Genomic DNA, 24,830 nt, shown 5'->3' with positions numbered 1-24,830 from the left:
TCAGTCCTTTCTTGGTCGTGGTTTATTCGGCGAGTGCACGGGTCACGACCTCGCGCACGTCGTTGGAGAGCGCGGGCCTGGCGGCAACACGGGCGATGGCTTCGCGCGCGGAGGTGCGCCAGGGGTCTGCGAGTTTCTTCCAGCGGTCCAGGGCCCGGGCCAGGCGTGCGGCCACCTGGGGATTGATGGCGTCCAGCTCGATCACGCGGTCGCTCCAGAACACGTAGCCCGCCGCGTCTGCGCGGTGGAAGGCGCCGGGGTTGGCGCTGCAGTAGCTGAAGATCACGCTGCGCGCGCGGTTCGGGTTCTTCAGGCTGAAGTCAGGGTGCTGCATGAGCTGGCGCACGGCGGGCAGCACGTTGCCGCCACGGTCCGGCGCGCCGGCCTGCAGCGCGAACCACTTGTCGATGACCAGGGGTTCGTCCTTGAACAGCGCATGGAAGCGTGCCAGGGCAGGGGCGGCCAGTTCACTGCCGCTGGCCACCAGGGCGGTCAGTGCGTTGAAGCGGTCCGTCATGTTGCTGGCCACCTTGAAGCGCTGGTAGGCCTTGCCGGGCCAGACCACATCGCCCGTCTTCTGGGCGGCGATGCACAGCATGTGCAGCGCCAGCCCGCTGAGCGCGCGGAGGCCCGAAGAGACAGGATCGGGGCTGTAGCCGCCGGTGTCCTTGTTCTGCTCCCAGGCCGACTCCCAGTCCGCCTGCAGCGACAGGGCCAGCTGTTCGCGCATGGCTTCGCGCACGGCGTGGATGCGCTGCGGGTCCACCACATCGAGCTGCTCGGCGATGTAGGTCTCGGACGGCAGGGTGAGCACGAGTTCCTTGAAGGCTGCATCCAGCAGGGGGTTGCGCAGCACCGCGCGCATCGCTTCCACAAACGCGGCCGGCAGGATCTGGTGGTCAAAATGGCCCCCAGCGCTTGTCTGTTGTGCGCTGTCAGCTATTGCATTGATAGCAATGCGCAGTGCCAGGCGCTGGCCCGCTTCCCAGCGGTTGAAGGCGTCGGCATCGTGCGCCAGCAAGGTGAGCAGCTGGGCATCGGTGTAGTCGATGTCCAGCACCACGGGCGCGCTGAAGTTGCGCAGCAGCGAGGGCACGGGTTCACTGTCCAGGTCCGTGAAGGTCAGCGTCTGCGAGGCTTCGGTCAGCACCACCACGCGCGAGGCTGCCTGCGCGGCGCCTTCGCCCGCCAGGTGAAGGGGCAGGGGGGCGCCGCTGTCGCTGAGCAGGCCCAGCTCCACGGGGATGACGAAGGGTTCCTTGGCGGGCTGGCCGGGCGTGGGGGCGCAGCTTTGCGACAGCGTGAGCGCATAGCAGCGCGTGGCGGCGTCGTAGCGGCCCGTGGCCCGAACGCGCGGCGTGCCTGCCTGGCTGTACCAGCGCTTGAACTGGGGCAGAAGGCGTGCAAGGTCGCTCGCGGGGTTGGCATCGGCGATGGCCTGGGCGAAGTCGTCGCAGGTCACGGCCTGGCCGTCGTGGCGCTCGAAGTACAGCTTCATGCCCCTGGCGAAGCCGTCGCGGCCCACCAGGGTGTGCATCATGCGCACCACCTCGGCACCCTTTTCGTAGATGGTGACGGTGTAGAAGTTGTTGATCTCGACGTAGCTGTCGGGGCGCACCGGGTGGGCCATGGGGCCCGCGTCCTCGGGGAACTGGGCGGTGCGCAGCACGCGCACGTCCTCGATGCGCTTGACGGCGCGGGCCGAGGGGCTGCCCGCCAGGTCCTGGCTGAATTCCTGGTCGCGAAAGACGGTCAGGCCTTCCTTCAGGCTCAGCTGGAACCAGTCGCGGCAGGTCACGCGGTTGCCGGTCCAGTTGTGGAAGTATTCGTGGCCCACCACGCTTTCGATGTTGGCGAAGTCGGTGTCGGTGGCCGTGGCCTCGCTGGCCAGAACGTACTTCGTGTTGAAGATGTTCAGGCCCTTGTTCTCCATGGCGCCCATGTTGAAGTCGCTGGTGGCGACGATCATGAAGCGCTCCAGGTCCAGCGGCAGGCCGAAGCGGGCCTCGTCCCAGGCCACGCTGTACATCAGCGAATTCATGGCGTGTTCAGTCTTGCCCAGGTCGCCGGGGCGCACGTACACCTGCAGCAGGTGCTCGGTGCCCGAACGGCTCTTGATCTTCTGCTCGCGGGCCACCAGCTTGCCCGCCACCAGGGCGAACAGGTAGCAGGGCTTCTTGTGCGGGTCCACCCACTTGGCGAAGTGGCGGCCGTCCTCCAGGTCGCCGCTGTCCACCAGGTTGCCGTTGGACAGCAGCACCGGGTACTGGGCCTTGTCGGCGCGCAGGGTGACGGTGTAGCTGGCCATCACGTCCGGGCGGTCCAGGAAGTAGGTGATGCGGCGAAAGCCCTCGGCCTCGCACTGCGTGAAGAACGTGCCCTGGCTCACGTACAGGCCCATCAGGTGCGTGTTCTTGGCGGGGCAGCAGGTGGTGAATATCTCGAGCGCGAAGGCGTTCGTGCCCGTGGGCAGGTTCTCCAGCACCAGGCGCGAGCCCTCCATCTTGAACGAGGTGCCCTGGCCGTTGACCAGCACGCGCGCCAGGTTCAGGTCCTCGCCGTCGAGCTTGAGCGGCTGCTCGGCCACCTCGGGGTTGCGGCGCAGCAGCATGCGGTTGAGCACGCGGGTCTTGGCGGGGTCCAGGTCGAACGTGAGCTCGACGCTGTCGATCCAGTAGGCAGGCGCGGTGTAGTCCTCGCGGCGGATGGCGACGGCCGGGCCGGCGCCTTCTCCGCTTCCGTCGGCTTTATGCAGTTGCAACATGGAGGCTCTCCAGAAAGTCGGTGTTCATGAGTTCGGTGTAGTCGCGCACGGCGGCCAGCACGTGGGGCCCGGCCAGTTCCTGCGCGCTGTGCGTGCTGCAGATCGCCACGGCGCGCATGCCCGCGCGGCGCGCGGCTTCGATGCCGAAAGGCGCATCCTCGAAGACGATGCAGTGTGCGGGGCTGGCGCCGATGCGGCGCGCCGCCTCCAGGAAGATCGCGGGCTGGGGTTTGCCGGGCAGGCCTTCGTCGCCGCGCACGATGGCCAGGGGCGCGGGCTCCAGGCCCAGGCGTGTCATCGCGAACTGCACGTTGTGGATATCGCCGGCGGTGCCCACGGCCACTTTCAGGCCGCGTTCGCCGAGCTGTGCGGCAAAGCGGCGAAAGCCCGCCACTTCGGTGAAGCGGGGCCCGAACAGCTCGCGGTAGATGTCTTCCTTCTCGCGGGTGAGCGCGTCGGCCTCATCCTGCGGCACATCGCGGCCCAGCAGCTCGCGGATGCACTCGGTGCCGTTGCGGCCCGTGGTGCGCGCCATGAGATCGGGCACGTCGATGTCCATGCCGCGGCGCCGGGTGAATTCGACCCAGGCCTTGGCGTGCCAGGGCATGGAGTCGATCATGGTGCCGTCCATGTCGAAGATGATGGCCTCGGCGTGCATCACACGCCCTGCTTCAGGCTGGCTTCGATGAACGCGTCCAGATCGCCGTCCAGCACCTTCTGCGTGGCCGAGATCTCGACGTTGGTGCGCAGGTCCTTGATGCGGCTGTTGTCCAGCACGTAGCTGCGGATCTGGTGGCCCCAGCCCACGTCGGTCTTGGTGTCCTCGAGCTTTTGCTGTTCTTCCTGGCGCTTGCGCATCTCGTGGTCGTACAGGCGCGAGCGCAGTCGCTGCCACGCGATGTCGCGGTTGCCGTGCTGGCTGCGGCCGTCCTGGCACTGCACCACGATCCCGGTGGGGATGTGCGTGAGGCGCACGGCCGAGTCGGTCTTGTTGATGTGCTGCCCACCCGCGCCGGAGGCGCGGTAGGTGTCGGTGCGCACGTCGGCCGGATTGATGTCGATCTGGATCGAGTCATCGATCTCGGGGTAGACGAACAGGCTGGCGAAGCTGGTGTGGCGGCCGCCCGACGAGTCGAACGGGCTCTTGCGCACCAGTCGGTGCACGCCGGTTTCGGTGCGCAGCAGGCCGTAGGCGTATTCGCCCTCGACCTTGATCGTGGCGCTCTTGATGCCCGCCACGTCGCCCGGGGTTTCTTCCTCGACGGTGGTCTTGAAGCCCTTGCGCTCGGCGTACTTGAGGTACTGGCGCAGCAGCATGCTGGCCCAGTCGCAGGCCTCGGTGCCGCCGGCGCCGGCCTGGATGTCCACAAAGCAGTTGAGCGGGTCGGCCTCGTTGCTGAACATGCGGCGGAACTCCAGCTCTTCGATGAGCGGGCGCAGCTTGGCCGTCTCGGCCTCGATGGTCAGGAGGCCGGGTTCGTCGCCTTCTTCCTTGCTCATTTCATAGAGCTCGGTGTTGTCTGCCAGCTCGCGCGTGAGCTTGTCGAGCGTGAGCACGACGGAGTTCAGCGACTTCTGTTCCTTGCCCAGCTCCTGGGCCTTTTTGGGATCATTCCAGACCGAAGGGTCTTCCAGCGACGCGTTTACCGTGCGCAGGCGTTCGAATTTGGCATCGAAGTCAAAGATACCTCCGTAACTCTTGCGTGCGCAGGGCCAGGTCGCCGAGGGTGGTGCCGATGAGGTTGATGCGTTCTGCGTCCATGATTCTTGTCCTGTGTGTTCTGTGGAATAACCAGCGATTTTCTCATGGGACGGCACCGCGCCCCGGCAAAGCCCCCAGGCGGGCCGCCCGCCCGGGCCGCCTTGGCCCGTGGTGGCGCCATCGGATGCCGGGTCTTTCAAAAATGATAGCTGCCAGCGCTTGATGGATAAGCGCTGGAGGCCATTTTTGCTTGAAGGCTGCTCAGGAGGGGGCGAGAAACTGCTCGATGAGCTGTGCCACCTGCCCGGGCTGGTCGTGGTGCAGCATGTGCCCGGCGTCCTGCACGACGGCGGTGCGCACGTCGCGCACATGGGTCAGGCGCTGGTGGTATTCCTCCAGGCTGTACTTGCCTTTCCACCACTGGCCCAGGCTGTCGTCGCTGGCCTCCACGGCCAGCACGGGCGCGGAGATGCGGCCGTACAGCGCGAGCGCCTCGTCCAGCCGGTAGAGCTGCGCGCTGGTGATCTTGTGGGCCGGGTCGCCCAGGATTTCCCACTGGCCCTGCGCGTTGGGCCGGGCCCAGTGGCCGGCCAGCCACCGGGCCTTGTCTTCGGACAGGCGCGGGTTGGTCTTCATGAGGCGGCGGGCCACGCCGTCCTGGCTGTCGTAGGTCTTGAGGGCCAGCTCGCCGCTGCGCAGCTGCTTGAGCTCGTCGATCCACTGCGCATAGCGCCTGGGCGCCTGCTCGGGCCGCGAGGCGGGCATGCCGAAGCCCTCCAGGTTGACGAGGCGGCGGATGCGCTCGGGCCGCACGCCCGCGTACATCATGGCGATGTTGCCGCCCATGCTGTGGCCCACGAGGTCGATGGCTTCGCCGGGTGCGCAGTGGTCCAGCAGCAGGTCCAGGTCGGCCAGGTAGTCGGCAAAGAAGTAGTGGTCGGCCTGGGCGGCGGAGGTCAGGCCGAAGCCGCGCCAGTCGGGCGCGATGATGCGGCGCTCCTGCCGCAGCGCGTCCACCGTGAACTGGTAGGACGCGCTCACGTCCATCCAGCCGTGCAGCAGCACCAGCGTGGGCAGCGGGCTTTGCTCGGGCCCCCAGTGGCGGACGTGGTAGTTCAGGTGGCGCAGGGGCAGCGTGCTGCTGCGGGAGGGCTTGAGCGGGGTGTACATGGGCGGCGGCGCGAAGTGGGGCGGCAGGAAAGTCCCGCAAAGCCCAGGGCCTGCGGGTGCCCCCGGATGGTAATGGGGCGGCCGGATGCCTGCCGCCCTCGGTGTCGCCTGCGCGGCTGGTGGCTCAGCGGCGATGCGGTGGACTTGCGGGTGGAGCTGGACGGTCCTTGCCGATGGACGTGTTGTGGTCGGAGCCCTCGATCGCCCCGCCGGCAAGGGCGGCAGCCAGCTCGCGCGGGATGGCGGGGCAGGGGCCTTCGGGCATGGCGAGGCGGCCTGCAGAGCACGGCGAAATCCATTATTCTGCGCAGTCCTTCGTTTGCCCGTACTCCTTCTTCCCATGCAAAAAATCCAACTCGGCACCAGCGATCTGCAGGTCACTCCCATCTGTCTGGGCACCATGACCTTTGGCGAGCAGGTGGGTGAAGCCGATTCGCACGCCATCCTGGCGCGCTCGCTCGACCGTGGCGTGAACTTCATCGACACGGCCGAGATGTACTCGGTGCCCGCCAGGGCCGAGACCTTTGGCGCCACCGAAACCATCATCGGCAACTGGTTTGCCCGGAACCCCGGCGCGCGCCAGAAGCTGGTGGTGGCCACCAAGGTGGCGGGCCCTTCGCGCGGGATGCCCTGGGTGCGCGAAGGCAAGGGCATGGCCGCCGCCGACATCGTGGCGTCGTGCGAGGGCAGCCTGCGCCGCCTGCAGACCGACGTGATCGATCTCTATCAGATCCACTGGCCCGAGCGCCACGTGCCTGCCTTCGGCAACCTGTACTACGACCCGGCCAAGGAAACGTCGCAGAACCCCATCCGCGAGCAGCTCGACGCGCTGGCGGGCCTGGTCAAGGCTGGCAAGGTGCGCCACATCGGCCTGTCGAACGAAACACCCTATGGCGTGCACGAGTTCGTGCGCCTGGCCGAGCAGCACGGCCTGCCGCGCGTGGCCACGGTGCAGAACCCGTATTGCCTGATCAACCGGACCTGGGAAAACGGCCTGGATGAAACCTGCCATCGCTTGAATGTCGGGCTGCTGGCGTATTCGCCCCTGGGCTTTGGCCTGCTGACGGGCAAGTACGACGGCAGCGGCCTCACCGGCCCGGGTGCCCCGCAGGGTGCGCGCATCGCCACGTATGAATCCGTGCGCAAGCAGCGCTGGGGCCGCCCCGAGGCGCTGGCCGCCGCGCGCCGCTACAACCAGCTGGCCCGCGACAACGGCCTCACGCCCACCCAGATGGCGCTGGCGTTCTGCTACACCAAGTGGCAGGTGGCCAGCACGATCATCGGCGTCACGTCGGTGGCGCAGCTCGACGAAGACCTGAACGCCTGGGGCACCCAGCTGCCGCCCGAGGTGCTGCAGGCGATCGACGCGATCCGCTGGGAAGTGCGCGACCCGGCACTGTAAGGGCTCCCCCTGAGTCGCCTGCGGCGCCTTCCCCCTTGAAGGGGGACGACACCCTCGCTGCGGGGCGGCCCTTGCCTGGTGTCTCTCGCCTGGGGCCGCGCCAGTTTTTCAGGCCACGCGCAATGGGTCGCGGCCAGTAGCTCACGCCGCCGCCGGGGCTTCTGGTGTGCTCAGCGCGCCGGCTTTCCACGGCACGCCTTGGGCCTCGCCCAGGTCCCAGAACAAGCCCGCCATCACCGCCAGCCCTTCGCGCGCCACCGAGGCCAGCAGATGCTCGTTGGGCGCGTGCTGGGCACAGGCCGGGTACGAATGCGGCACCCACAACGTGGGCAGGCCCAGCTGGTCGGCGAAGATGTCGTTGGGCAGCGAGCCCGCCAGGTTGGGCAGCAGCGTGGCGCGCTGGCCCGCGCTGGCCTGCAGCGATGCCAGCGTCCAGTCCACCCAGGGGTTGTGCAGGTCCAGCCGCGTGGCGCCGCACACCATGCCCATGCCGATGGCCACGTCGGTGAAGCCTCGGGCGTCCAGGTGTTCGCGCAGCGTGCGCTCGACGTTGCGCCAGTCGGTGCCCACCACGAAGCGCAGCTGGCAGTGCGCCACCGCACCGGACGGAATGGCATTGACCGGGCGCTGGGGAGAGCCCGCGCCCAGGGCCAGCACTTCGAGCGTGTTCCAGCCCACCAACTGCTCGGCCGGCGTGAGGCCCGGCTCGCCCCAGCCGGGCGTGAGCGCGGGGTCGTCGGCGCCTGCGCCGATCACCACATCCTTGAGGGCGGTGCGCAGCTTGCCGGGCACCGCTGGCGGCAGCAGGCCCTTGACGAGGATGCGGCCTTTGGCATCGACGAGCGTGGCCAGCGTGTGCGTGAGCACGGTGGCCGGATTGGCCAGCACGCCACCCCAGTTGCCCGAGTGATAGGCCTTGTCGCGGCTGCGCACGGTGAGCGAGAAGTTGATCGCGCCGCGCGAGCCCAGGAAGAGGGTGGGGTGGCCCGCATTCACGCGCGGGCCGTCGCTGGCGACGAACAGGTCGGCCTTCAGCGCGTCGCTGTGCTGCTCGCAGAACGCGCCCAGGCCGGGCGAGCCGGCCTCTTCGCCCATCTCCATGATCAAGGTCACGTTGTAGCCCAGCCGGCCGCCGCGCGCCTCGATGGCGTGGGCCAGGGCCGCCAGGCTCACCGTGTGCTGGCCCTTGTTGTCGGCGGTGCCACGGCCATACCAGCGCTCGCCCTCGATGGTCAGTTCCCAGGGCGAGAGGCCTTCGCGCCAGTTGCTCTCTTGGCCATTGACCACGTCGCCGTGCCCGTAGGTCAGCACGGTCGGCAGGGCCGGGTCTTCCACGCGCCGGGCGATGAGGAAGGGCCCACCCTGGGGCGAGGGGTTGTCCAGCACTTGGCATTCGAAGCCCAGGGGCGCAAGCCACGGCACCATTTCGTCGGTGAGGTAGGTGCGCAGTTCAGGTGGCACCTTGCCGGTGTCGCTCTCGGTGCGCCAGGCCACGCGGCGGCGCAGGTCGCCGGCAAAGCGGCCGTCGTCGAAGTAGCGCTGGACGTTCTGGATCAGTTGCTCTCGGTTCATCGTGTTCTCCTTGTGTCAGCTTCACTCCACCGCGATCTGCGCGCGGTGGGCCAGCGCACGGTAGCGGCCGATCTCGTCGTCGATCACGGCGCGCGTGGCCGCGGGCCCCAGGTGCACGGGTTCCATGCCCTGGGCGCGCATCTGCTCCTGCATGCCGCTGTCGCGGGTCACGGCCTCCACGTCAGCCACCAGCTTCCTGATGATGGCCGCCGGTGTCCTGGCGGGTGCGGCAATGGCATACCAGGCGTCGAACACCGCATCGGGCAGCTTCAGTTCTTCCACCGTGGGCACGCCGGGCAGCATGCTCGAGCGCGATTTGCCCGCAATCGCCAGCGCGCGCAGCTTGCCGGCCTTCACCTGCGGCGCGGCGGCGGCCACGGTGTCGATGCCGAGCTGGATTTCCCCGCCGATGAGGGCCATCAGCGACTGGCTGCTGCCCCGGTAGGGCACGTCCTGCAGCTTGATGCCCGCGGCCTGCTCCAGCAGCGCCCCCGCCAGGTGCGGGCCCGAGCCGGAACCGAACGTGGCGTAGTGAATGCCCTTGGGCGCGGCCTTGGCTGCGGCGATCAGCGCGTTCAGGTCCTTGTAGGGCGCGGTGGCGCTGACCACCAGCACCAGGGGCGCGCGGGCCACGGTGGCCACGGGCACCAGATCCCTGGCGGGGTCGTAGGGCAGCTTGCTGCGCAGGGCCGGGTTCACCGTGTAGCTGGTGGAGCCAGACACCAGCAGCGTGTAGCCGTCGGGGTCTGCCCGCACCACGGCCTCGGTCCCGATGATGGTGGAGGCCCCTGGCTTGTTGTCGATGACCACGGGCTTGCCCAGGCGCACCGACAGCTTCTGGCCCAGTGCGCGGGCCACGGCATCCGTGCCGCCGCCGGGCGGAAAGGGCACGACCATGCGCACCGGGCGCTGGGGCCACGCATCGGCGGGCGCCGCCGCCTGGGCATGGGAGAGGCTGGCGGCGCAGGACAGGGCGGCGGACAGCAAAGAGGCTTGAACAAGGCGTTTCATGCGGACTCCGGAAGGTGGGGCCCGTGGCGCAGGCGGTGCCACCTTGAAGGCGGCACCGCTGTGGCACACGGCCATGGGTGAATTGGAGCCTTAAACCATGCAAGATGGGCGCCGGTTTACCATTGCCATGGATAGAGATTTGGCAATTGACCATTCTCTTTTTGTTCATTGCCCCACCATGCCCGTTTCACTGCTCAGCCTGCCCCTGCGCTACTTTCTGGAAGTGGCGCGCACCGGCTCCGTCAACCAGGCGGCGCAGCGTCTGCATGTGGCCGCGTCCGCCGTGAGCCGCCAGCTTGGCAAGCTGGAGGACAGCCTGGGGGTGGTGCTGTTCGAGCGCCAGGCGCGCGGCATGGCCTTGACCGAGGCGGGCACCCGCCTGCTGGCGCATGCCAACGCCCATGACGTGCAGTCCGTGGAGCTCATGGCGCAGTTGCGGGGGCTGTCGGCCCAAGGCGCGGTGCGCGTGCGCGTGGCCTGCACCGAGGGCTTCGCCGCCACCTTCATGCCCCTGGTGATGTCGGCCTTCCGGCAGGCGCACCCGCGGGTGCAGCTGCAGTTGCAGGTGGCCGTGCCGCACGAGGTGTCGGCCCTGGCGCTGCGCGGCGAGGTCGACCTGGCGCTGAAATACAGCGTCGCTCCCGAGAAGGGGCTGCAGCTGCTGCACTCGGCCATTGCACCGATCTACGCCATCATGCCGGCGCAGCACCCGCTCGCGCGCCAGCGCAGCGTGTCGGTGGCCGATGTGGTGCGCTACCCGCTGCTGCTGGGGGCCAGCAGCATCACCGGGCGGCAGCTGTTTGACCTGAGCTGCGCGGTGCAGGGCCTGCGCTACGTGCCTGCCGTGGAGAGCAATTTTTCCTCGGCGCTGCTGCCGCTGCTCAGCGGCCAGGACGTGGCCCTGGCCAGCTATCTGACGGCTGCGCGCTGGGTGGAGGCCGGGCTGCTGGCGGCCAGGCCGTTCGATGAAACACAGCTGCAGCAGCGGCGCCTGCAGGTGCTGGCGGCCGAGGGGCGGGTCCCGTCGGCCCTGGTGCTGCAGTTCACGCAGGCGCTGGTGGCGGCCATCGAGCAGTACGGCAAGCGCAAGGTGGGGCGGCGCAGGACCGCGGTGGCCATGCGGCCCGCCGCACCCTGACCGCCGAGGGGCGTTCACAACTGGATACCATTCGCTTCCTACGCACACCGCACCATGGCCAAGAAAGAACACGTTTCCGAGACCCAAGCCACCCAGTTGCTCAAGGCCAACAAGGTGGCTTTCACCGAACACCCCTATGACTACCTGGAGCACGGAGGCGCATTGCACAGCGCCGAGGTGCTGGGGCTCGACCCCTTCACCGTGGTCAAGACGCTGGTCATGCAGGACCAGGATGCCAAGCCGCTGCTGGTGCTGATGCATGGCAACCGCAAGGTCTCCACCAAGAACCTCGCACGCCAGATCGGCGCCAAGTCGGTGGAGCCCTGTGCCCCCGAGGTGGCCAACCGCCACAGTGGCTACCTGGTGGGTGGCACTTCGCCGTTCGGCACACGGCGCGCCATGCCGGTGTACATCGAGGAGACCATCCTCGCCTTGCCCCGCATCGCCATCAACGGCGGGCGCAGGGGCTTTCTGGTGCAGCTGGACCCGCAGGTGTGTGTGCGGCTGCTGGGGGCGAAGCCCGTGCATTGCGCGCTGGCAGAATAGGCCGCCGGGAAAAACAGCCCATGAATAGCCATTGAACAGCCTCCAAGGGCTGAACCATCCGATTACCGAGGAGTTGCTTTGACCGCCGTCTATCCCGTTCTTGCCGCCGTGGCCGCCTACCTGCTGGGCTCGCTCTCTTTCGCCGTCATCGTGACGCGCGTGATGGGACTGAGCGACCCGCGCACCTATGGCAGCAAGAATCCGGGGGCGACCAATGTGTTGCGGTCGGGCAGCAAGGCCGCGGCCATCGTGACGCTGCTGCTCGACGCCCTGAAGGGCTGGCTGCCCGTGGCGCTGGTGATGTGGTTCGGCCGCCCCTACGGGCTGGAGGACGGCACCGTGGCCATGGTGGGTCTGGCCGCCTTCCTGGGCCACCTGTGGCCGGTTTTCTTCCGCTTCCAGGGCGGCAAGGGCGTGGCCACGGCGCTGGGCGTGCTGCTGGGCATCAGCGTCTGGCTGGGGCTGGCCACGGCCGTCACCTGGCTCATCATCGCCTTCTTCTTCCGGTATTCGTCGCTTGCCTCGCTGGTGGCCGCGGCATTCGCTCCGGTGTACTACCTGCTGGTGGATGGCGTGGTGTGGTACGCCGAAGGCACGATTGCCGCGTCCATCGTCGTGATGGGCGTGCTGCTGGCATGGCGCCACAAGGAGAACATCCAGCGGCTCATCGAAGGCAAGGAGTCGCGCCTGGGCAGCAAGAAGGCCAAGCCGGGGGCCGAGGCGGCACCCGGCAAGCGCTGAGGCCGGGCGGCGCTGGCCGCTGCCGGGCACCAAGGCGGCCGGGAGCCGCCTTTTTTTTGCATGGCCCCACCCGGTTTTTCATCGGGGTCAGAGGGACCCTGGCCCGGTGATGAGTCCCCGCAGCCCCGCGCTGTGCTGTGCGGCATACAGTCCCAGGCGCACCATGGTGCGGTGGTTGAGCTCCAGCCCCACGGCGGAGCGGGCCAGCGCGGACTGGATGCGGGGTTTTCCGCTGGCTGTCTGGTACAGGCTGGGCTGGGCGTGGTGGTGGCCGCTGCGGTCCAGCAGGCTTGCCACCAAAGGGTGGTTGGCCTTTTCGCTGCGGCGCAGCACGATGGCCGTCTCGCCGTTGTCGAGCTTCACGAAGGTGCCTGGCGGGCACAGCCCGATGGAGCGCACCAGGGTGTAGCTCACTTCATCGCGCTGGTCCACCTCCTGGCCCACGAGGGCGCGCACCGAATCGGTCGCGCTGCGGCCTGCGCGCGACTTGCGCGGGCTGATCATGGCCGCGTAGCGGTCAATGGTGCTCAGGACGCGGGTGAGGCGGTCTTCGGGCTCTTGCTGGGCCAGCGGCACACGGTCGGCAATGCTGGCGTGGTGCTGCCCGACCACGTCCAGCCAGAGCGCGTCATTGATGAACAGGCGCTCCAGCAGTGCCTGGCTTTCCAGCGGGTGGCTCTTGATGGCCTCCTGCTGGGCCGTGGTGGGGCGCTCGCGCTGCTCGGCCAGTTCGTCCTGCAGGGCGGTCATGCCGATGTTCATGGTCAAGGCCGCGCGCACCAGGCTGTCGCGCTCGCGCGCGGGCAACTCCAGTTCATGCGCCATGATGTGGCACAGCGTGCCGCACACCAGGGCGTGGGAGGCGCTGTAGCCCACGGTGGACGTGGAGGCCAGCTGGAACATCAGGTACAGGGCGGCGTCGATATCGTGCGCCACCAGGTCTTGCAGCCAGCCATCGAACTGGCGCACCTTGGCGGCGAAGTCCTGCACCTGCAGCGGGCGGGACAGCAGCACGGACAGCGCGGACTCCAGGTCCGCCCACAGGCTCAGCAGGTCCTCGTATTCGCCTTCGGCGTGGTGGTGGCCGGCGTGATGGTGGACGGACATGGCGGTGCGCGTCGGGGGCTCAGTTGCGCTTTTCCAGCACCATCTGGTCATTGATGCGGGTCATCTGGAACTCGGTCAGGAAGCTGTTGCCCAGCAGCACGTAGGGCATGGCCTGCGAGGTGATGACGGCTTCGACCCCGAACACCTCGACGTCGCCGATGCGCACCGAGTCGAGCTTCATGCGCCACCCTTGCGCCACCCCGTTGGCGGTGCTCATGCGCACGGGCTGGCCGCTCTGGTAGTTCAGGCCCATCCGCTCCGCGTCGGGCCGCCCGATGGCCACAGTGGAGGCGCCCGTGTCGACCATGTACTGCATCACGCGGCCGTTGATCGTGCCGCTGTTGACGAAATGCCCGCGGCTGTCGGCCATCAGCACAATGCGCTTGCCGCTGCCTCCCCGGCTGCCCACGCTCACGGGGGCCTCGCCCAGCCGCAGGGTGCGGCGCGCTCCCTTGACTTCGACGGTGGCTTCTTCTTTGGTGACGGTAATGACCTTGACGCCCTGGTACTCATCCCCAGCACCCACCGCCTTGGGGGGGGTGGCATCCACCACCAGCAAGGCCTTGCTGCCCAGCATGCCCGCCAGCGCCACCGCCTGCGCATGAGCCCAGGACGGGGCCAAGCACAGAGCAACCAGCGCGGCCAGGGCAAAGGAGTGGATCGTCATTCGTTGATGGCGCTGTGCGCCTCCCCCGTACCTCGGAACTGGCGCGGCCCAGGTGAGGGACGCCAAGCCAGGGCCGCCCCGCAGCGAGGGCGTCGTCCCCCTGGACGGGGAAGGCGCGAAGCGACTCAGGGGGTGCTCCATCTCAGTCGCGGAAGTTGTCGAAGGACAGGGGCACGTCGGTCACGTCCTTGCGGATGAGCGCCATGGCCGCCTGCAGGTCGTCGCGCTTGGCGCCGGTCACGCGCACCTTGTCTTCCTGGATGGCGCCCTGCACCTTGAGCTTGCTCTCCTTGAGCAGCTTCTGGATCTTCTTGGCCAGCTCGCTCTCGATGCCATTGCGCACCTTGATGACCTGCTTGACCTTGTCGCCACCCATTTTCTGGACATCGCCCAGGTCGAGAAAGCGCACATCGACGTTGCGCTTGGTGAGCTTGTTGCGCAGCACGTCCTCGATCTGGGTGAGCTGGAAGTCGGCGTCGCCGATCAGCGTGATGTCCTTGTCCTTGATCTCGATGCTGGCCGAAGTGCCCTTGAAGTCGAAGCGGGTGGCGATTTCCTTGGCCGTGTTCTCGACCGCGTTTTTCACTTCGACGAGGTTGGCTTCGCAGACGGTGTCAAAAGATGGCATGGTGGCTCTCAATCTCAGGGGAAACGGTGCAATTCGCAGGGGGCCGGAAGGGCCCGGTGCGACAATCGGGCCAATGGTAGTCGAGAAAAACGCCCCTTTGCAGCCCTGGAACACCTTTGGCATCGCTGCGCGTGCCCAAACCCTGGTGCGCGTGCACTCGGCGGCCGATGTGCTGGCCGTGCTGAACGATTCCGATCTGGCCGCGGCGCCCAAATTCGTCCTGGGCGGCGGCAGCAACATCATCCTGACGGGCGATGTGAAACCCGTCGTGCTCAAGATGGAGATCAAGGGCCTGCGCCTGGTGGAGGACACGCCCAAGGCCTGGATCGTGGAGGCGGGCGCGGGCGAGGTCTGGCACGACTGCGTGGCCTGGACGTTGGAGCAGGGCTATGCGGGCCTGGAGAATCTGGCGCTGATCCCGGGCACCGTGGGGGCTGCACCCGTGCAGAACATCGGCGCGTATGGCGTGGAACTGCAGGATCGCTTCGAGTCGCTGGACGCGATGGACCTGGCCACGGGCCGGTCGTTCACGCTGGATGCCGCCCAGTGCGGCTTTGGCTACCGGGATTCGGTGTTCAAGCATGCGCCGTCGGAGGCACTGGATGCGGGCGGGTTGCCGCGCGGCATGGGCCTGGAAGGCCGGGCGGTGATCACCCATGTGCGGTTTCGCCTGCCCAAGCCCTGGAAACCGGTGCTGGGCTACCTCGACCTGGAGCGCCGCCGCATGGAAGAGGGCGTGGAGCATCCCACGGCGCGGCAGATCTTCGGCTGGGTCTGCGACATCCGCCGCGCCAAGCTGCCCGACCCGGCCGTGGTGGGCAATGCGGGCAGTTTCTTCAAGAACCCCACGGTGTCGCCGGACCAGTGCGCCGACATCATCGCGCGCGAGCCGCGCATCGTGCACTACCCCATGCCCGACGGCAGCATCAAGCTGGCCGCGGGCTGGCTGATCGATGCCTGCGGCTGGAAGGGCAAGTCCATCGGCAAGGCCGGCGTGTATGAAAAGCAGGCCCTCGTGCTGGTCAACCGGGGGCGGGGTGCCGACAGCGTGACCGGCGGCGAGGTGATGACCCTGGCCAAGGCCATCCAGACCAGCGTGTACGAGCGCTTCGGCATCCGGCTGGAGCCCGAGCCCGTGGTGGTATAGCCTTCTGCACAGGCACCCGGAGTCCGCCAGAACACCGGCAGCCGGAGCCGCATAAAAAAAAGCCACCTGATCGGTGGCTTTGCTATTTATTTGATAGCTTTTCGCGCTTGCCTGTCCAGCGGCAGGGCATGTTTTTGTGCCTGTTTGGCAGGGCGCGGAGGCGGGCGTGCTCCCGGCCGCCCGCGCCCTTGCCAGCATCACTTGCGGTCGTTTTCCAGCTGCGCCAGTGCCGCATTGCCACCCAGCGACAGCAGGCCGGCGCGCGAGTACACGCCCAGCTTGTCGCGGGTGTCCGAGATGTCCAGGTTGCGCATGGTCAGCTGGCCGATGCGGTCCAGCGGGCTGAACGGCGCGTCTTCCACCTTTTCCATCGACAGGCGCTCGGGTGCGTAGGTCAGGTTGGGCGATTCGGTGTTGAGCAGCGAGTAGTCGTTGCCACGGCGCAGCTCCAGCGTCACGGTGCCGGTCACGGCGCGCGCCACCCAGCGCTGGGCGGTCTCGCGCAGCATGATGGCCTGCGGGTCGAACCAGCGGCCCTGGTACAGCAGGCGGCCCAGCTTCAGGCCGTTCATGCGGTACTGCTCGATGGTGTCTTCGTTGTGGATGCCGGTCACCAGGCGCTCGTAGGCGATGTGCAGCAGCGCCAGGCCCGGGGCCTCGTAGATGCCGCGGCTCTTGGCTTCGATGATGCGGTTCTCGATCTGGTCGCTCATGCCCAGGCCGTGGCGCCCGCCGATGCGGTTGGCTTCGAGGATCAGTTCCACCGGGTCGTTGAACTCCACGCCGTTGAGGGCCACGGGCTGGCCTTCTTCAAAGCGCACCGAGACTTCCTCGGCTTTGACGGTCACTTCGTCCTTCCAGAACGCCACACCCATGATGGGGTTGACGATGCGGATGCCGCTGGACAGGAACTCCAGGTCCTTGGCCTCGTGCGTGGCGCCCAGCATGTTGCTGTCGGTGCTGTAGGCCTTCTCGGCGCTCATCTTGTAGCCGAATCCGGCCTGGGTCATGAACGCCGACATCTCGGCGCGGCCGCCCAGCTCGTCGATGAACAGCTGGTCCAGCCAGGGCTTGTAGATCTTGAGCGAGGGGTTGGTGAGCAGGCCGTAGCGGTAGAAGCGCTCGATGTCGTTGCCCTTGAAGGTCGAGCCATCGCCCCAGATGTTGACGTCGTCTTCCTTCATCGCCGCCACGAGCATGGTGCCAGTCACGGCACGGCCCAGCGGCGTGGTGTTGAAGTAGGTCAGGCCACCGGTGGAGATGTGGAAGGCGCCGGCCTGCAGCGCGGCGATGCCTTCGTGGGCCAGCTGCGTGCGGCAGTCGACCAGGCGGGCCTTCTCGGCGCCGTACTCCATCGCCTTGCGGGGGATGGCGTCGTAGTCGGGTTCGTCGGGCTGGCCCAGGTTGGCGGTGTAGGCGTAGGGCACGGCGCCCTTGAGCTTCATCCAGTGCAGGGCTGCGCTGGTGTCCAGGCCGCCCGAGAAGGCGATGCCGACTTTTTGCCCCAGGGGCAGGTTTTGGAGAATGGTGGCCATGTGCGGTCGTCCGTTGTTCTTGTCGATGGAAATGCCGGTTCAGCCGAAATGGCAGATGTAGTGGTAGGCCTCGGTCACGCGGATGTCGAACTTGGAGTTGCCTGGCACGCTGAACTTCTCGCCAGCGGAGGACTTCACCCAGTTGTCGGTGCCCGCCAGCTTGTACTCGCACGAGCCCGCCACGCATTCCATGATTTCCGGCGCGCCGGTGTTGAAAGTGAGTGTCGCTGGCAGCACCACGCCCACCGACTTCTTCGTGCCATCGGGGAAGGTGATGCCGTGGCTCACGCACTTGCCGTCAAAGTACACATTGGCCTGGGTGGTGACGGACACGCCGTCGATTTTTTCGGTGGTCATGGGTGCGCTGGATAAGGTTGGAGGAAACCCGCGATTTTAGGGCAGGGGGGCGGCGGCCTGGCTGGCGGGGCCCCACTAAAAACCCCCCGCCCGCAGATCGCCCAAGCAAAAGAGCCCCGAAGGGCTCTTTGCGATGGCTGGCGCCAGGGGCTCAGCGCCAGTAGGGATTGCGGTGGTGCGGGTAGTACGGGCGGCTGTCGTAGCCGTATTCGATCACGGTGACGGGCGGCGTCACATAGGTGGGCTGCTGGTACACCGGTTGCGCGGGATAGGTGGAGGTCACCACGCCAGGCTGGCTGTACACGCCTTGCGAAGCGTACGGGTCGGGCTGCGTGGAGTAGGTCTGGCCCGCGGGCTGCACGCTCAAGGGAATCCAGCGGCCCGGATCCGTCTGGGTGCGGGTGGTGTACTGGCGCCCGGCGTACTCATAGACCACGTCGTAGCCGACCGTGCGATTTTCGTAGTACGTCTCGGTGGTGCAACGCTGCACGTTCTGGTACTGGGGCTGTCCGCCTTCGATCTGGTTGCCCAGCACGGCACCGCCCAGCACGCCGATGGCGGTGGCGGCGGCACGGCCGCTGCCTTTGCCGATGGCATTGCCGGCGGCGCCACCGGCAATGGCGCCCATCACGGCGCCAGCGCCACTGGTGCGGTTGCCGCTGTACACCGTTTCATTGCCGCACACCTGCTGCGGCGTGGCGACCTGCTGCACGACGGGGGTGGCGGAGAGCACGCGGCCCTGCTCCTGCGCGCTGGCCATGGTGGCGATGGCCGCCATGGCGGAAAAAATGACGATCTTTTTCATGGAGAAACTCCTTTCGGGTCGGTACATAACGCACCAGACTGTGGAAAAGTTTAGGCCGGCAAGGTCAATCCAGGGCCTGGTCGCCGTAAATCTGCGTAAAGATTTGTGCAATTTCCCCGGTCTGTGCGCTTGATTCACGCGGCCGCAGGCCGTTCCATCCAGGTTTGCCACTGATCGGGGGCAAAACCCACCGAGATGTGGGTCTTGCCACCCTGCTGCCACTCGACCACCGGGCGCTTGATCACGCTGGGCTGGGCCTGCATCAGGGCACTGGCGCTGTCTTCGCCTTGCACGGCTGCCTGGACGTTCGAGTCCAGCTTGCGCCAGGTGGTTCCCTGGCGATTGACCAGCTTCTCCCAGCCGACGGCCAACATCCAGCCGGGGAGGCGGGCGGCGGGAACGCCCTGTTTCTTGAAATCATGGAACGCGTAGTCCAGCCCCTGTTCCGTGAACCAGGCGCGGGATTTCTTGACGGTGTCGCAGTTGGGAATGCCGTAGACGGTGATGTGTGAGGTTGTCATGCCGCGCATCATCCGCCAATTGCGGCCTGGGCGACAATCCCGCCCTGTATGCATACCAAAATCCACACCCTGGAAGGCTGGCTTCGCCACTGCGAACAGCTTCACCCCCGCAATATCGAGATGGGCCTGGACCGCGTCCGTGAAGTGGCGCGCCGGATGGCCTTGCGGTTCGACTGCCCCGTGGTCACCGTGGCGGGTACCAATGGAAAAGGCTCCACCTGCGCCATGCTGGAAGCCGTGGCCCTGCAGGCGGGCTACCGCACCGGGGTGTACACATCGCCCCACCTCGTGCATTTCGAGGAACGGTGCCGTGTGCATGGCGAGATCATTCCTGCTTCGGACCTGATAGCGCATTTCGAAGCTGTGGAAAGCGCCAGGACCCAAAATGGCGATGAAGTCTCCCTTACTTACTTCGAATTCACCACGCTGGCCATCCTGCGCCTGATGAGCCATTCCCGGCTGGATGTGGCCATCCTTGAAGTGGGCCTCGGGGGGCGGCTGGATGCCACCAACATCATTGATGCCGATTGCGCCGTCATCACCAGCATCGACATCGACCACACCGAGTTCCTCGGGCCGGACCGCGAGAGCATCGGCCGGGAAAAGGCCGGCATCATGCGCACGGGGCGCCCGGTGATCGTGAGCGACCCCATGGCGCCGCAGAGCATCGCCGACCACGCCCTCGAAATCGGGGCTGATCTGTGGCGGTTCGGCAAGGATTTCAATTTCTCGGGCGACAAGCTGCAGTGGAACTGGGCCGGCCGGGGTCGCCGCTACGCGGGGCTGGCCTATCCATCGCTGCGTGGCGCGAACCAGCTGATCAATGCCTCGGGCGTGCTGGCCGCGCTGGAAGCCCTGCGCGAACGCCTGCCGGTGACGGCCCAGGCGGTGCGCAATGGCCTGGCCATGGTGGAGTTGCCGGGACGGTTCCAGATCGTGCCTGGCCAGCCCACGCTGGTGCTGGACGTGGCGCACAACCCGCACTCGGTGGCCGCGCTCACGGCCAACCTGGACGCCATGGGCTTCTTTCCCACGACCCACGCGGTCTTCGGGGCCATGGCCGACAAGGACCTGGCCCCCATGCTGGCCAAGGTAGGGCCGCTGATCGACCGCTGGTACTTCACCAATCTGCCCACGCCCCGGGCCGAGACGGCCGCCGTGCTGCAGCAGAAATGGAATGCCGTGCAGATGGTGGCGGGCGGGCGCCGCGACGTCACCTCGACCTTGCACCCGGACCCCATGGATGCCCTGCAGGCGGCAGTCGCCGCGGCGGACCCCGCTGATAGAATCGTGGTCTTTGGCTCGTTTTACACGGTGGGCGGTGTGCTGATCAATGGAACACCTCGCCTGCACGCCAAACATCTGGGCGCATAAGGTCCGCACGAGTCGTTACTCCATGGCATTTTTCAAGTTTCGGTGGCCCGGTCACAGTGAGCAACCTCAGGCCGAAAAGCCGTCCAAGCGTCCGCGCACCCCGCAGGCCGAGAGCATCGAAGTGATGCGCCGGCGTGCGCGCCACCGGCTGATCGGCGCGGCCGTCCTGGTGTTGATCGGGGTGATCGGATTTCCGATGCTGTTCGACACGCAGCCCCGCCCGATTCCGGTGGACATTCCCATCGAAATTCCGGACCGCAACAAGGTCGCTCCCCTGGTGGTGCCCGGGCCCGTGGCCGAAGCGCCAGCGCCCAGGCCTGCGACACCCACGGCTCCGGAGGCGCCTGCCCAGCGTCCGGCCCCCCCCGCACGTGGCAACGTGGCCGGCAATGGCCTGACGGAGGGCGAGGAACTGGTGCAGGGGTCGCGCCCCGCGGCATCCAGGCCGGCCGCGGCGGTCACGCCTGCCAAGCCGGAAGCAAAGCCCGAACCCAGGCCTGAGCCCAAACCCGTGCCTGAACACAAGCCCGCAGCACCGCGTCCGGACGACGCTGCGCGCGCCCGTGCCTTGCTGGAAGGCCGTCCGGCGGAATCCGTGGGTGCTGCCGCCAAGGCCGATGAAAACCGGTTTATCGTGCAGGTCGGTGCCTTCGCGGACGCGGACAAGGCCCGGGAAGCGCGCACCAAGGTGGAGCGCGCCGGCATGAAAACCTATACCCAGGTGGTGGATACCAAGGACGGAAAACGCACGCGGGTTCGCGTGGGGCCGTTCGCCGACCGTGCCGAAGCCGACAAGGCGGCAGCCCGGATCAAGGCGCTGGACCTGTCCGCGTCCGTGCTGTCGCTGTAAGGCGCGCGCAGGCTGAGCGTATCCGTGGCTGCCCTGGACTGGATTTTCGTGGCGGTGCTGCTGGCATCGATGCTGATCGGCGCCTGGCGCGGTCTGGTGTTCGAGGTGCTGTCCCTGCTGGGGTGGGTGGTGTCGTTCTTCGTGGCGCAGTGGTTTGCCGAGGACATGGCGGCGGTGCTGCCCATGGGCGAATCGGCGGGCTCGCTGCGCTATGCGGTGGGTTTCGTGGTGGTGTTTGTCGCCTCGGTATTTGCCTGTGGGTTCGTGACCTGGCTGATCAAGAAGCTGGTGGACTCCATCGGCCTGCGTCCGGCGGACCGCACGCTGGGGGCCGTTTTCGGAGTGCTGCGAGGGGCGATGCTGCTGCTGGCGGTGGCCGTGGTGGCCGGACTCACGCCCCTGCGAGAAGCGCCGTGGTGGCAGGAGTCGCAGGGGGCACCGTTGCTGGCCGAAGTGCTCAAGGGCTTGAAACCGGCGTTGCCGGAAGAATTTGGAAGGCATCTGCCTTCTTGATATCGATGCGGCAGTGGCCAGAGGCTGCTGCTGCGAGGTTGCCGCGGGGCTGTTCCCGCAAACGGATGGAATACAACTATGTGTGGAATCGTCGGCGTCGTCAGTCCAGCGCCCGTCAATCAGCTGATCTATGACGCATTGCTGCTCCTGCAGCACCGCGGCCAGGACGCAGCGGGCATCGTGACCCAGCAGGGCCGCAAATTCTTCATGCACAAGGCCAAGGGCATGGTGCGCGATGTGTTTCGCACCCGCAACATGCGGGCGCTGCCGGGCAATGTGGGCCTGGGCCAGGTGCGCTATCCGACCGCAGGCAACGCCTACAGCGAGGAAGAAGCCCAGCCGTTCTACGTCAACGCCCCCTTTGGCATCGTGCTGGTGCACAACGGCAACCTGACCAATGCCCGCGAGCTGCGCACCGAACTGTTCCTGACCGACCACCGGCACACGAACACTGAAAGCGACTCCGAGGTCCTGCTGAACGTGTTCGCGCATGAGCTGGAGCGGTCGACTCGCGGCGTGCCGCTGCAGCCCGAGGACGTCTTCACGGCGGTGCGAGCCGTGCACAAGCGCATCAAGGGCTCCTACGCCGTGATCGCGCTGATCGCCGGCCATGGTCTGCTGGCCTTTCGTGACCCGCATGGCATCCGCCCGCTGGCCATGGGGCGCAGCCAGGATGGCACCGTGATGGTGGGCAGCGAGTCGGTGGCGCTGGAGGGCACCTCGCATGTGTTCGAGCGCAACATCGATCCTGGCGAGGCGATCTTCATCACGCTCGATGGCAAGGTGCATGCCAGCCAGTGCGCGGAAAACCCGCAGCTCAATCCGTGCATCTTCGAGTTCGTGTACCTCGCGCGTCCCGACTCGGTGCTCGACGGGATTTCGGTCTACCAGGCCCGCCTGAACCTCGGCGAAGCGCTGGCCAAGCGCGTGGTGTCCACCGTGCCGCCCAATGAGATCGACGTGATCATCCCGATCCCCGAGTCGAGCCGTCCGAGCGCCACACAGCTGGCGCACCTTTTGGGTATTCCGTACCGTGAAGGTTTCGTCAAGAACCGCTACGTCGGCCGCACCTTCATCATGCCGGGGCAGGGCGTGCGCAAGAAGTCCGTGCGCCAGAAGCTCAATGTGATCGCCAGCGAGTTCAAGGGCCGCAATGTGCTGCTGGTGGATGATTCCATCGTGCGCGGCACCACCAGCCGCGAAATCGTGCAGATGGCGCGCGACGCTGGCGCCCGCAAGGTGTACCTGGCCAGCGCCGCCCCGCCGGTGCGCTACCCGAACGTGTACGGCATCGACATGCCCACCAGCAGCGAGCTCGTGGCACACGGCCGCACGGTCGAAGAGATCCGCCAGGCCATCGGCTGCGATGCGCTGATCTACCAGGATGTGGATGGCATGAAGAAGGCCGTGGGCTCGCTCAATGCGTCCATCGTGGGGTTTGATGCATCGTGCTTTGACGGCGTGTACGTCACGGGGGATATCACCGCCGCCGACATCGCCCGCCTGAACGAGGGGCGCGTGGGCATGGAAGAGGGCGAGGAGGATACTTCCCGCCTGGCGCTTCCGAACGCGCAGGAGGCGTGACGGGGGGAGGGCGCCTTGTGCCCTGCCCTGAATTGCCGGGTACCGGGGCAGGGGCGCGGCCTGGCGCCCCTGCCTTCGGACGGACTGAATCTTGAAACTGGCCCCGAGAGGGGCCAGAACTTATTGACATGACTGAAACATCCACCATTGCTTCCAGCACGGGCCGCGTGCGCACCCGCTTCGCCCCGTCACCGACGGGCTTCATCCACCTGGGCAACATCCGTTCGGCCCTTTATCCCTGGGCCTTCGCGCGGGCGACGGACGGGGATTTCATCCTGCGCATTGAAGACACCGACCTCGAGCGTTCCAGCCAGGCCGCCGTGGATGTGATCATCGAGGGCATGCGCTGGCTGGGCCTGGACCACGACGAGGGGCCGTTCTATCAGATGCAGCGCATGGACCGCTACAAGGCGGTGCTGGCCGACCTGCAGGCGGCGGGCCATGTGTACTCCTGCTACATGAGCGTGGCCGAGCTGGATGCCTTGCGCGAGAAGCAGATGGCCGCCAAGGAAAAACCCCGGTATGACGGCACCTGGCGCCCCGAGGCCGGCAAGACCCTGCCGCCCGTGCCGCAAGGCGTCCAGCCCGTGCTGCGCTTCAAGAACCCGCAAGGCGGCGTGGTGGCATGGGACGACAAGGTCAAGGGCCGCATCGAGATCAGCAACGACGAGCTCGACGACCTGGTGATTGCGCGCCCCGACGGCACGCCTACCTATAACTTCTGCGTCGTGGTGGACGATATCGACATGGAGATCACGCACGTGATCCGTGGCGACGACCATGTGAACAACACGCCGCGCCAGATCAACATCTTCCGCGCCCTGGGCAAGGAACCGCCGGTGTATGCCCACCTGCCCACCGTGCTGAACGAGCAGGGCGAGAAGATGAGCAAGCGCAATGGCGCCAAGCCCGTCACGCAGTACCGCGATGAGGGCTACCTGCCCGACGCCATGGTCAACTACCTGGCGCGCCTGGGCTGGAGCCACGGCGACGACGAGATATTCAGCCGCGCGCAGTTCCTGGAATGGTTCAACCTGGACCACCTGGGCCGCAGCGCAGCCCAGTTCGACGAGGCCAAGCTGCGCTGGGTGAACGCCCAGCACCTGAAGGCCATGGCCGACGATGCGCTGGCCGCCCTGGTGGCGCCGCAATTGCAGCAGCGCGGTATTACGGCCCAGGCACTGGCCGACGGCCGGCTCGCGCGGATCTGCGCGCTGTTCAAGGACCGGTGCGACACGACGGTGGCGCTCGCCAACTGGGCCCAGGTGTTTTACGGTGACGTGACCCCGGTGGATGCCGAGCGCGCACAGCACGTCACCGAAGCCATTGCCCCGGCGCTCGATGCGCTGGCCGATGCGCTGGCCGCCTGCGAATGGGACAAGGCTTCCATCAGCGCTGCATTCAAGCAGGTGCTTGCCAGCCAGGGACTGAAAATGCCGCAACTGGCCATGCCTGCGCGGGTTCTGACCGTGGGCACGGCCCACACTCCGTCGGTCGATGCCGTGCTGGAATTGGTCGGACGTGAAAAAGTTGTAGCGCGTTTGCGAAACCGCTAAAAATCTGTCTATAATTCAAGGCTCAGATGATGACAACAAACACAGTGTGTTTCGAGTCATTCAGTGGGGGTATAGCTCAGCTGGGAGAGCGCTTGCATGGCATGCAAGAGGTCATCGGTTCGATCCCGTTTACCTCCACC

General features: G+C 66.9%; 24 protein-coding genes and 1 tRNA gene. 11 read left to right on the top strand and 14 right to left on the bottom strand.

Features of this window, described 5'->3' with window-relative positions; translation table 11 throughout:
- Nucleotides 1-22: 22 nt before the first annotated feature.
- The 5 genes from pepN to AC1RVY_RS18415 form a co-directional block, all read right to left on the bottom strand.
- Entirely contained in the window at nucleotides 23-2,764 is a 2,742-nt protein-coding gene (gene pepN, locus AC1RVY_RS18435; RefSeq protein WP_492807617.1) for an aminopeptidase N, read from the bottom strand.
- A complete protein-coding gene (locus AC1RVY_RS18430) occupies nucleotides 2,748-3,422 on the bottom strand; it encodes an HAD family hydrolase (RefSeq protein ID WP_218297529.1) in 675 nt (224 codons plus the stop codon). Before AC1RVY_RS18430 ends, pepN begins: the two co-directional genes overlap by 17 nt.
- A protein-coding gene (gene prfB, locus AC1RVY_RS18425; protein WP_218297528.1) for a peptide chain release factor 2 occupies nucleotides 3,422-4,526 on the bottom strand; the annotation gives its coding sequence in 2 pieces (ribosomal slippage) (nucleotides 3,422-4,444 and nucleotides 4,446-4,526; 1,104 coding nt in all). The genes AC1RVY_RS18430 and prfB overlap by 1 nt, the downstream gene beginning before the upstream one ends.
- A 201-nt stretch (nucleotides 4,527-4,727) precedes the next feature.
- Nucleotides 4,728-5,636 (bottom strand): alpha/beta fold hydrolase, encoded by a 909-nt coding sequence (locus AC1RVY_RS18420; RefSeq protein WP_492807614.1) that lies wholly within the window; start codon nucleotides 5,634-5,636, stop codon nucleotides 4,728-4,730.
- 124 nt (nucleotides 5,637-5,760) lie between these two features.
- The gene (locus AC1RVY_RS18415; protein ID WP_492807612.1) at nucleotides 5,761-5,901 is read right to left on the bottom strand and encodes a hypothetical protein; all 141 of its coding nucleotides are present in this window, start codon (nucleotides 5,899-5,901) and stop codon (nucleotides 5,761-5,763) included.
- 75 nt (nucleotides 5,902-5,976) lie between these two features.
- Between AC1RVY_RS18415 and AC1RVY_RS18410 the strand changes: the two genes are divergently transcribed.
- Nucleotides 5,977-7,038: an aldo/keto reductase gene (locus tag AC1RVY_RS18410; RefSeq protein WP_218297526.1), complete on the top strand. Its 1,062-nt coding sequence runs from the start codon at nucleotides 5,977-5,979 to the stop codon at nucleotides 7,036-7,038.
- A 141-nt stretch (nucleotides 7,039-7,179) separates the two neighbouring features.
- On the opposite strand, the gene AC1RVY_RS18405 is transcribed toward AC1RVY_RS18410, so the two are convergent.
- Nucleotides 7,180-8,610, bottom strand: a complete 1,431-nt coding sequence (locus AC1RVY_RS18405; protein WP_492807610.1) for a M20 family metallopeptidase — start codon at nucleotides 8,608-8,610, stop codon at nucleotides 7,180-7,182.
- A 21-nt stretch (nucleotides 8,611-8,631) separates the two neighbouring features.
- Nucleotides 8,632-9,621, bottom strand: a complete 990-nt coding sequence (locus AC1RVY_RS18400; protein ID WP_492807608.1) for a Bug family tripartite tricarboxylate transporter substrate binding protein — start codon at nucleotides 9,619-9,621, stop codon at nucleotides 8,632-8,634.
- Nucleotides 9,622-9,799: 178 nt separating this feature from the next.
- Here AC1RVY_RS18400 and AC1RVY_RS18395 point away from each other — a divergent pair, with 178 nt between their 5' ends.
- The 3 genes from AC1RVY_RS18395 to plsY all read left to right on the top strand — a co-directional run bounded on the left by AC1RVY_RS18395 (nucleotide 9,800) and on the right by plsY (nucleotide 12,046).
- Nucleotides 9,800-10,759, top strand: a complete 960-nt coding sequence (locus AC1RVY_RS18395) for a LysR family transcriptional regulator (RefSeq protein ID WP_492807606.1) — start codon at nucleotides 9,800-9,802, stop codon at nucleotides 10,757-10,759.
- 54 nt (nucleotides 10,760-10,813) lie between these two features.
- Nucleotides 10,814-11,305 (top strand): aminoacyl-tRNA deacylase, encoded by a 492-nt coding sequence (locus tag AC1RVY_RS18390; RefSeq protein WP_492255221.1) that lies wholly within the window; start codon nucleotides 10,814-10,816, stop codon nucleotides 11,303-11,305.
- Between the two features lie 78 nt (nucleotides 11,306-11,383).
- A complete protein-coding gene (plsY, locus tag AC1RVY_RS18385) occupies nucleotides 11,384-12,046 on the top strand; it encodes a glycerol-3-phosphate 1-O-acyltransferase PlsY (protein ID WP_218297521.1) in 663 nt (220 codons plus the stop codon).
- An 87-nt stretch (nucleotides 12,047-12,133) separates the two neighbouring features.
- Here plsY and AC1RVY_RS18380 read toward each other — a convergent pair whose 3' ends face one another.
- The 3 genes from AC1RVY_RS18380 to AC1RVY_RS18370 all read right to left on the bottom strand — a co-directional run bounded on the left by AC1RVY_RS18380 (nucleotide 12,134) and on the right by AC1RVY_RS18370 (nucleotide 14,448).
- Nucleotides 12,134-13,153, bottom strand: a complete 1,020-nt coding sequence (locus AC1RVY_RS18380; protein ID WP_218297520.1) for an HD-GYP domain-containing protein — start codon at nucleotides 13,151-13,153, stop codon at nucleotides 12,134-12,136.
- Between the two features lie 19 nt (nucleotides 13,154-13,172).
- Nucleotides 13,173-13,820, bottom strand: a complete 648-nt coding sequence (locus AC1RVY_RS18375; RefSeq protein WP_492246200.1) for a retropepsin-like aspartic protease family protein — start codon at nucleotides 13,818-13,820, stop codon at nucleotides 13,173-13,175.
- A 142-nt stretch (nucleotides 13,821-13,962) separates the two neighbouring features.
- A complete protein-coding gene (locus AC1RVY_RS18370; protein WP_218297518.1) occupies nucleotides 13,963-14,448 on the bottom strand; it encodes a YajQ family cyclic di-GMP-binding protein in 486 nt (161 codons plus the stop codon).
- 73 nt (nucleotides 14,449-14,521) lie between these two features.
- Here AC1RVY_RS18370 and murB point away from each other — a divergent pair, with 73 nt between their 5' ends.
- On the top strand, nucleotides 14,522-15,595 hold the full coding sequence (murB, locus tag AC1RVY_RS18365; RefSeq protein ID WP_492246201.1) for a UDP-N-acetylmuramate dehydrogenase: 1,074 nt from the start codon (nucleotides 14,522-14,524) through the stop codon (nucleotides 15,593-15,595).
- 197 nt (nucleotides 15,596-15,792) lie between these two features.
- On the opposite strand, the gene argG is transcribed toward murB, so the two are convergent.
- The 4 genes from argG to AC1RVY_RS18345 all read right to left on the bottom strand — a co-directional run bounded on the left by argG (nucleotide 15,793) and on the right by AC1RVY_RS18345 (nucleotide 18,813).
- Entirely contained in the window at nucleotides 15,793-17,130 is a 1,338-nt protein-coding gene (argG, locus tag AC1RVY_RS18360) for an argininosuccinate synthase (RefSeq protein ID WP_218297516.1), read from the bottom strand.
- A gap of 39 nt (nucleotides 17,131-17,169) precedes the next feature.
- Complete coding sequence (gene ppnP / locus AC1RVY_RS18355) at nucleotides 17,170-17,487, bottom strand: pyrimidine/purine nucleoside phosphorylase (RefSeq protein ID WP_218297515.1); 318 nt, start codon at nucleotides 17,485-17,487, stop codon at nucleotides 17,170-17,172.
- Nucleotides 17,488-17,638: 151 nt separating this feature from the next.
- Complete coding sequence (locus AC1RVY_RS18350; RefSeq protein ID WP_218297514.1) at nucleotides 17,639-18,292, bottom strand: glycine zipper 2TM domain-containing protein; 654 nt, start codon at nucleotides 18,290-18,292, stop codon at nucleotides 17,639-17,641.
- 134 nt (nucleotides 18,293-18,426) lie between these two features.
- Entirely contained in the window at nucleotides 18,427-18,813 is a 387-nt protein-coding gene (locus tag AC1RVY_RS18345; RefSeq protein ID WP_218297513.1) for an arsenate reductase, read from the bottom strand.
- A 48-nt stretch (nucleotides 18,814-18,861) separates the two neighbouring features.
- On the opposite strand from AC1RVY_RS18345, the gene folC reads away from it, so the two are divergent.
- The 6 genes from folC to AC1RVY_RS18315 all read left to right on the top strand — a co-directional run bounded on the left by folC (nucleotide 18,862) and on the right by AC1RVY_RS18315 (nucleotide 24,828).
- Complete coding sequence (gene folC, locus AC1RVY_RS18340) at nucleotides 18,862-20,187, top strand: bifunctional tetrahydrofolate synthase/dihydrofolate synthase (protein ID WP_218297512.1); 1,326 nt, start codon at nucleotides 18,862-18,864, stop codon at nucleotides 20,185-20,187.
- A gap of 22 nt (nucleotides 20,188-20,209) precedes the next feature.
- A complete protein-coding gene (locus tag AC1RVY_RS18335; RefSeq protein WP_492807604.1) occupies nucleotides 20,210-21,037 on the top strand; it encodes an SPOR domain-containing protein in 828 nt (275 codons plus the stop codon).
- A 24-nt stretch (nucleotides 21,038-21,061) separates the two neighbouring features.
- Complete coding sequence (locus AC1RVY_RS18330) at nucleotides 21,062-21,550, top strand: CvpA family protein (RefSeq protein ID WP_492807602.1); 489 nt, start codon at nucleotides 21,062-21,064, stop codon at nucleotides 21,548-21,550.
- 78 nt (nucleotides 21,551-21,628) lie between these two features.
- Nucleotides 21,629-23,134, top strand: a complete 1,506-nt coding sequence (gene purF / locus AC1RVY_RS18325) for an amidophosphoribosyltransferase (RefSeq protein ID WP_218338764.1) — start codon at nucleotides 21,629-21,631, stop codon at nucleotides 23,132-23,134.
- Nucleotides 23,135-23,262: 128 nt separating this feature from the next.
- Entirely contained in the window at nucleotides 23,263-24,690 is a 1,428-nt protein-coding gene (gltX, locus tag AC1RVY_RS18320) for a glutamate--tRNA ligase (protein ID WP_369642355.1), read from the top strand.
- Between the two features lie 65 nt (nucleotides 24,691-24,755).
- A tRNA-Ala gene (locus AC1RVY_RS18315) sits at nucleotides 24,756-24,828 on the top strand.
- Nucleotides 24,829-24,830: the final 2 nt, after the last annotated feature.

This window comes from Acidovorax sp. GW821-FHT11A03 (assembly GCF_058809075.1).
The sequence above is the reverse complement of the archived record's forward strand: the minus strand, read 5'-3'. Positions and strand labels throughout refer to the sequence as shown.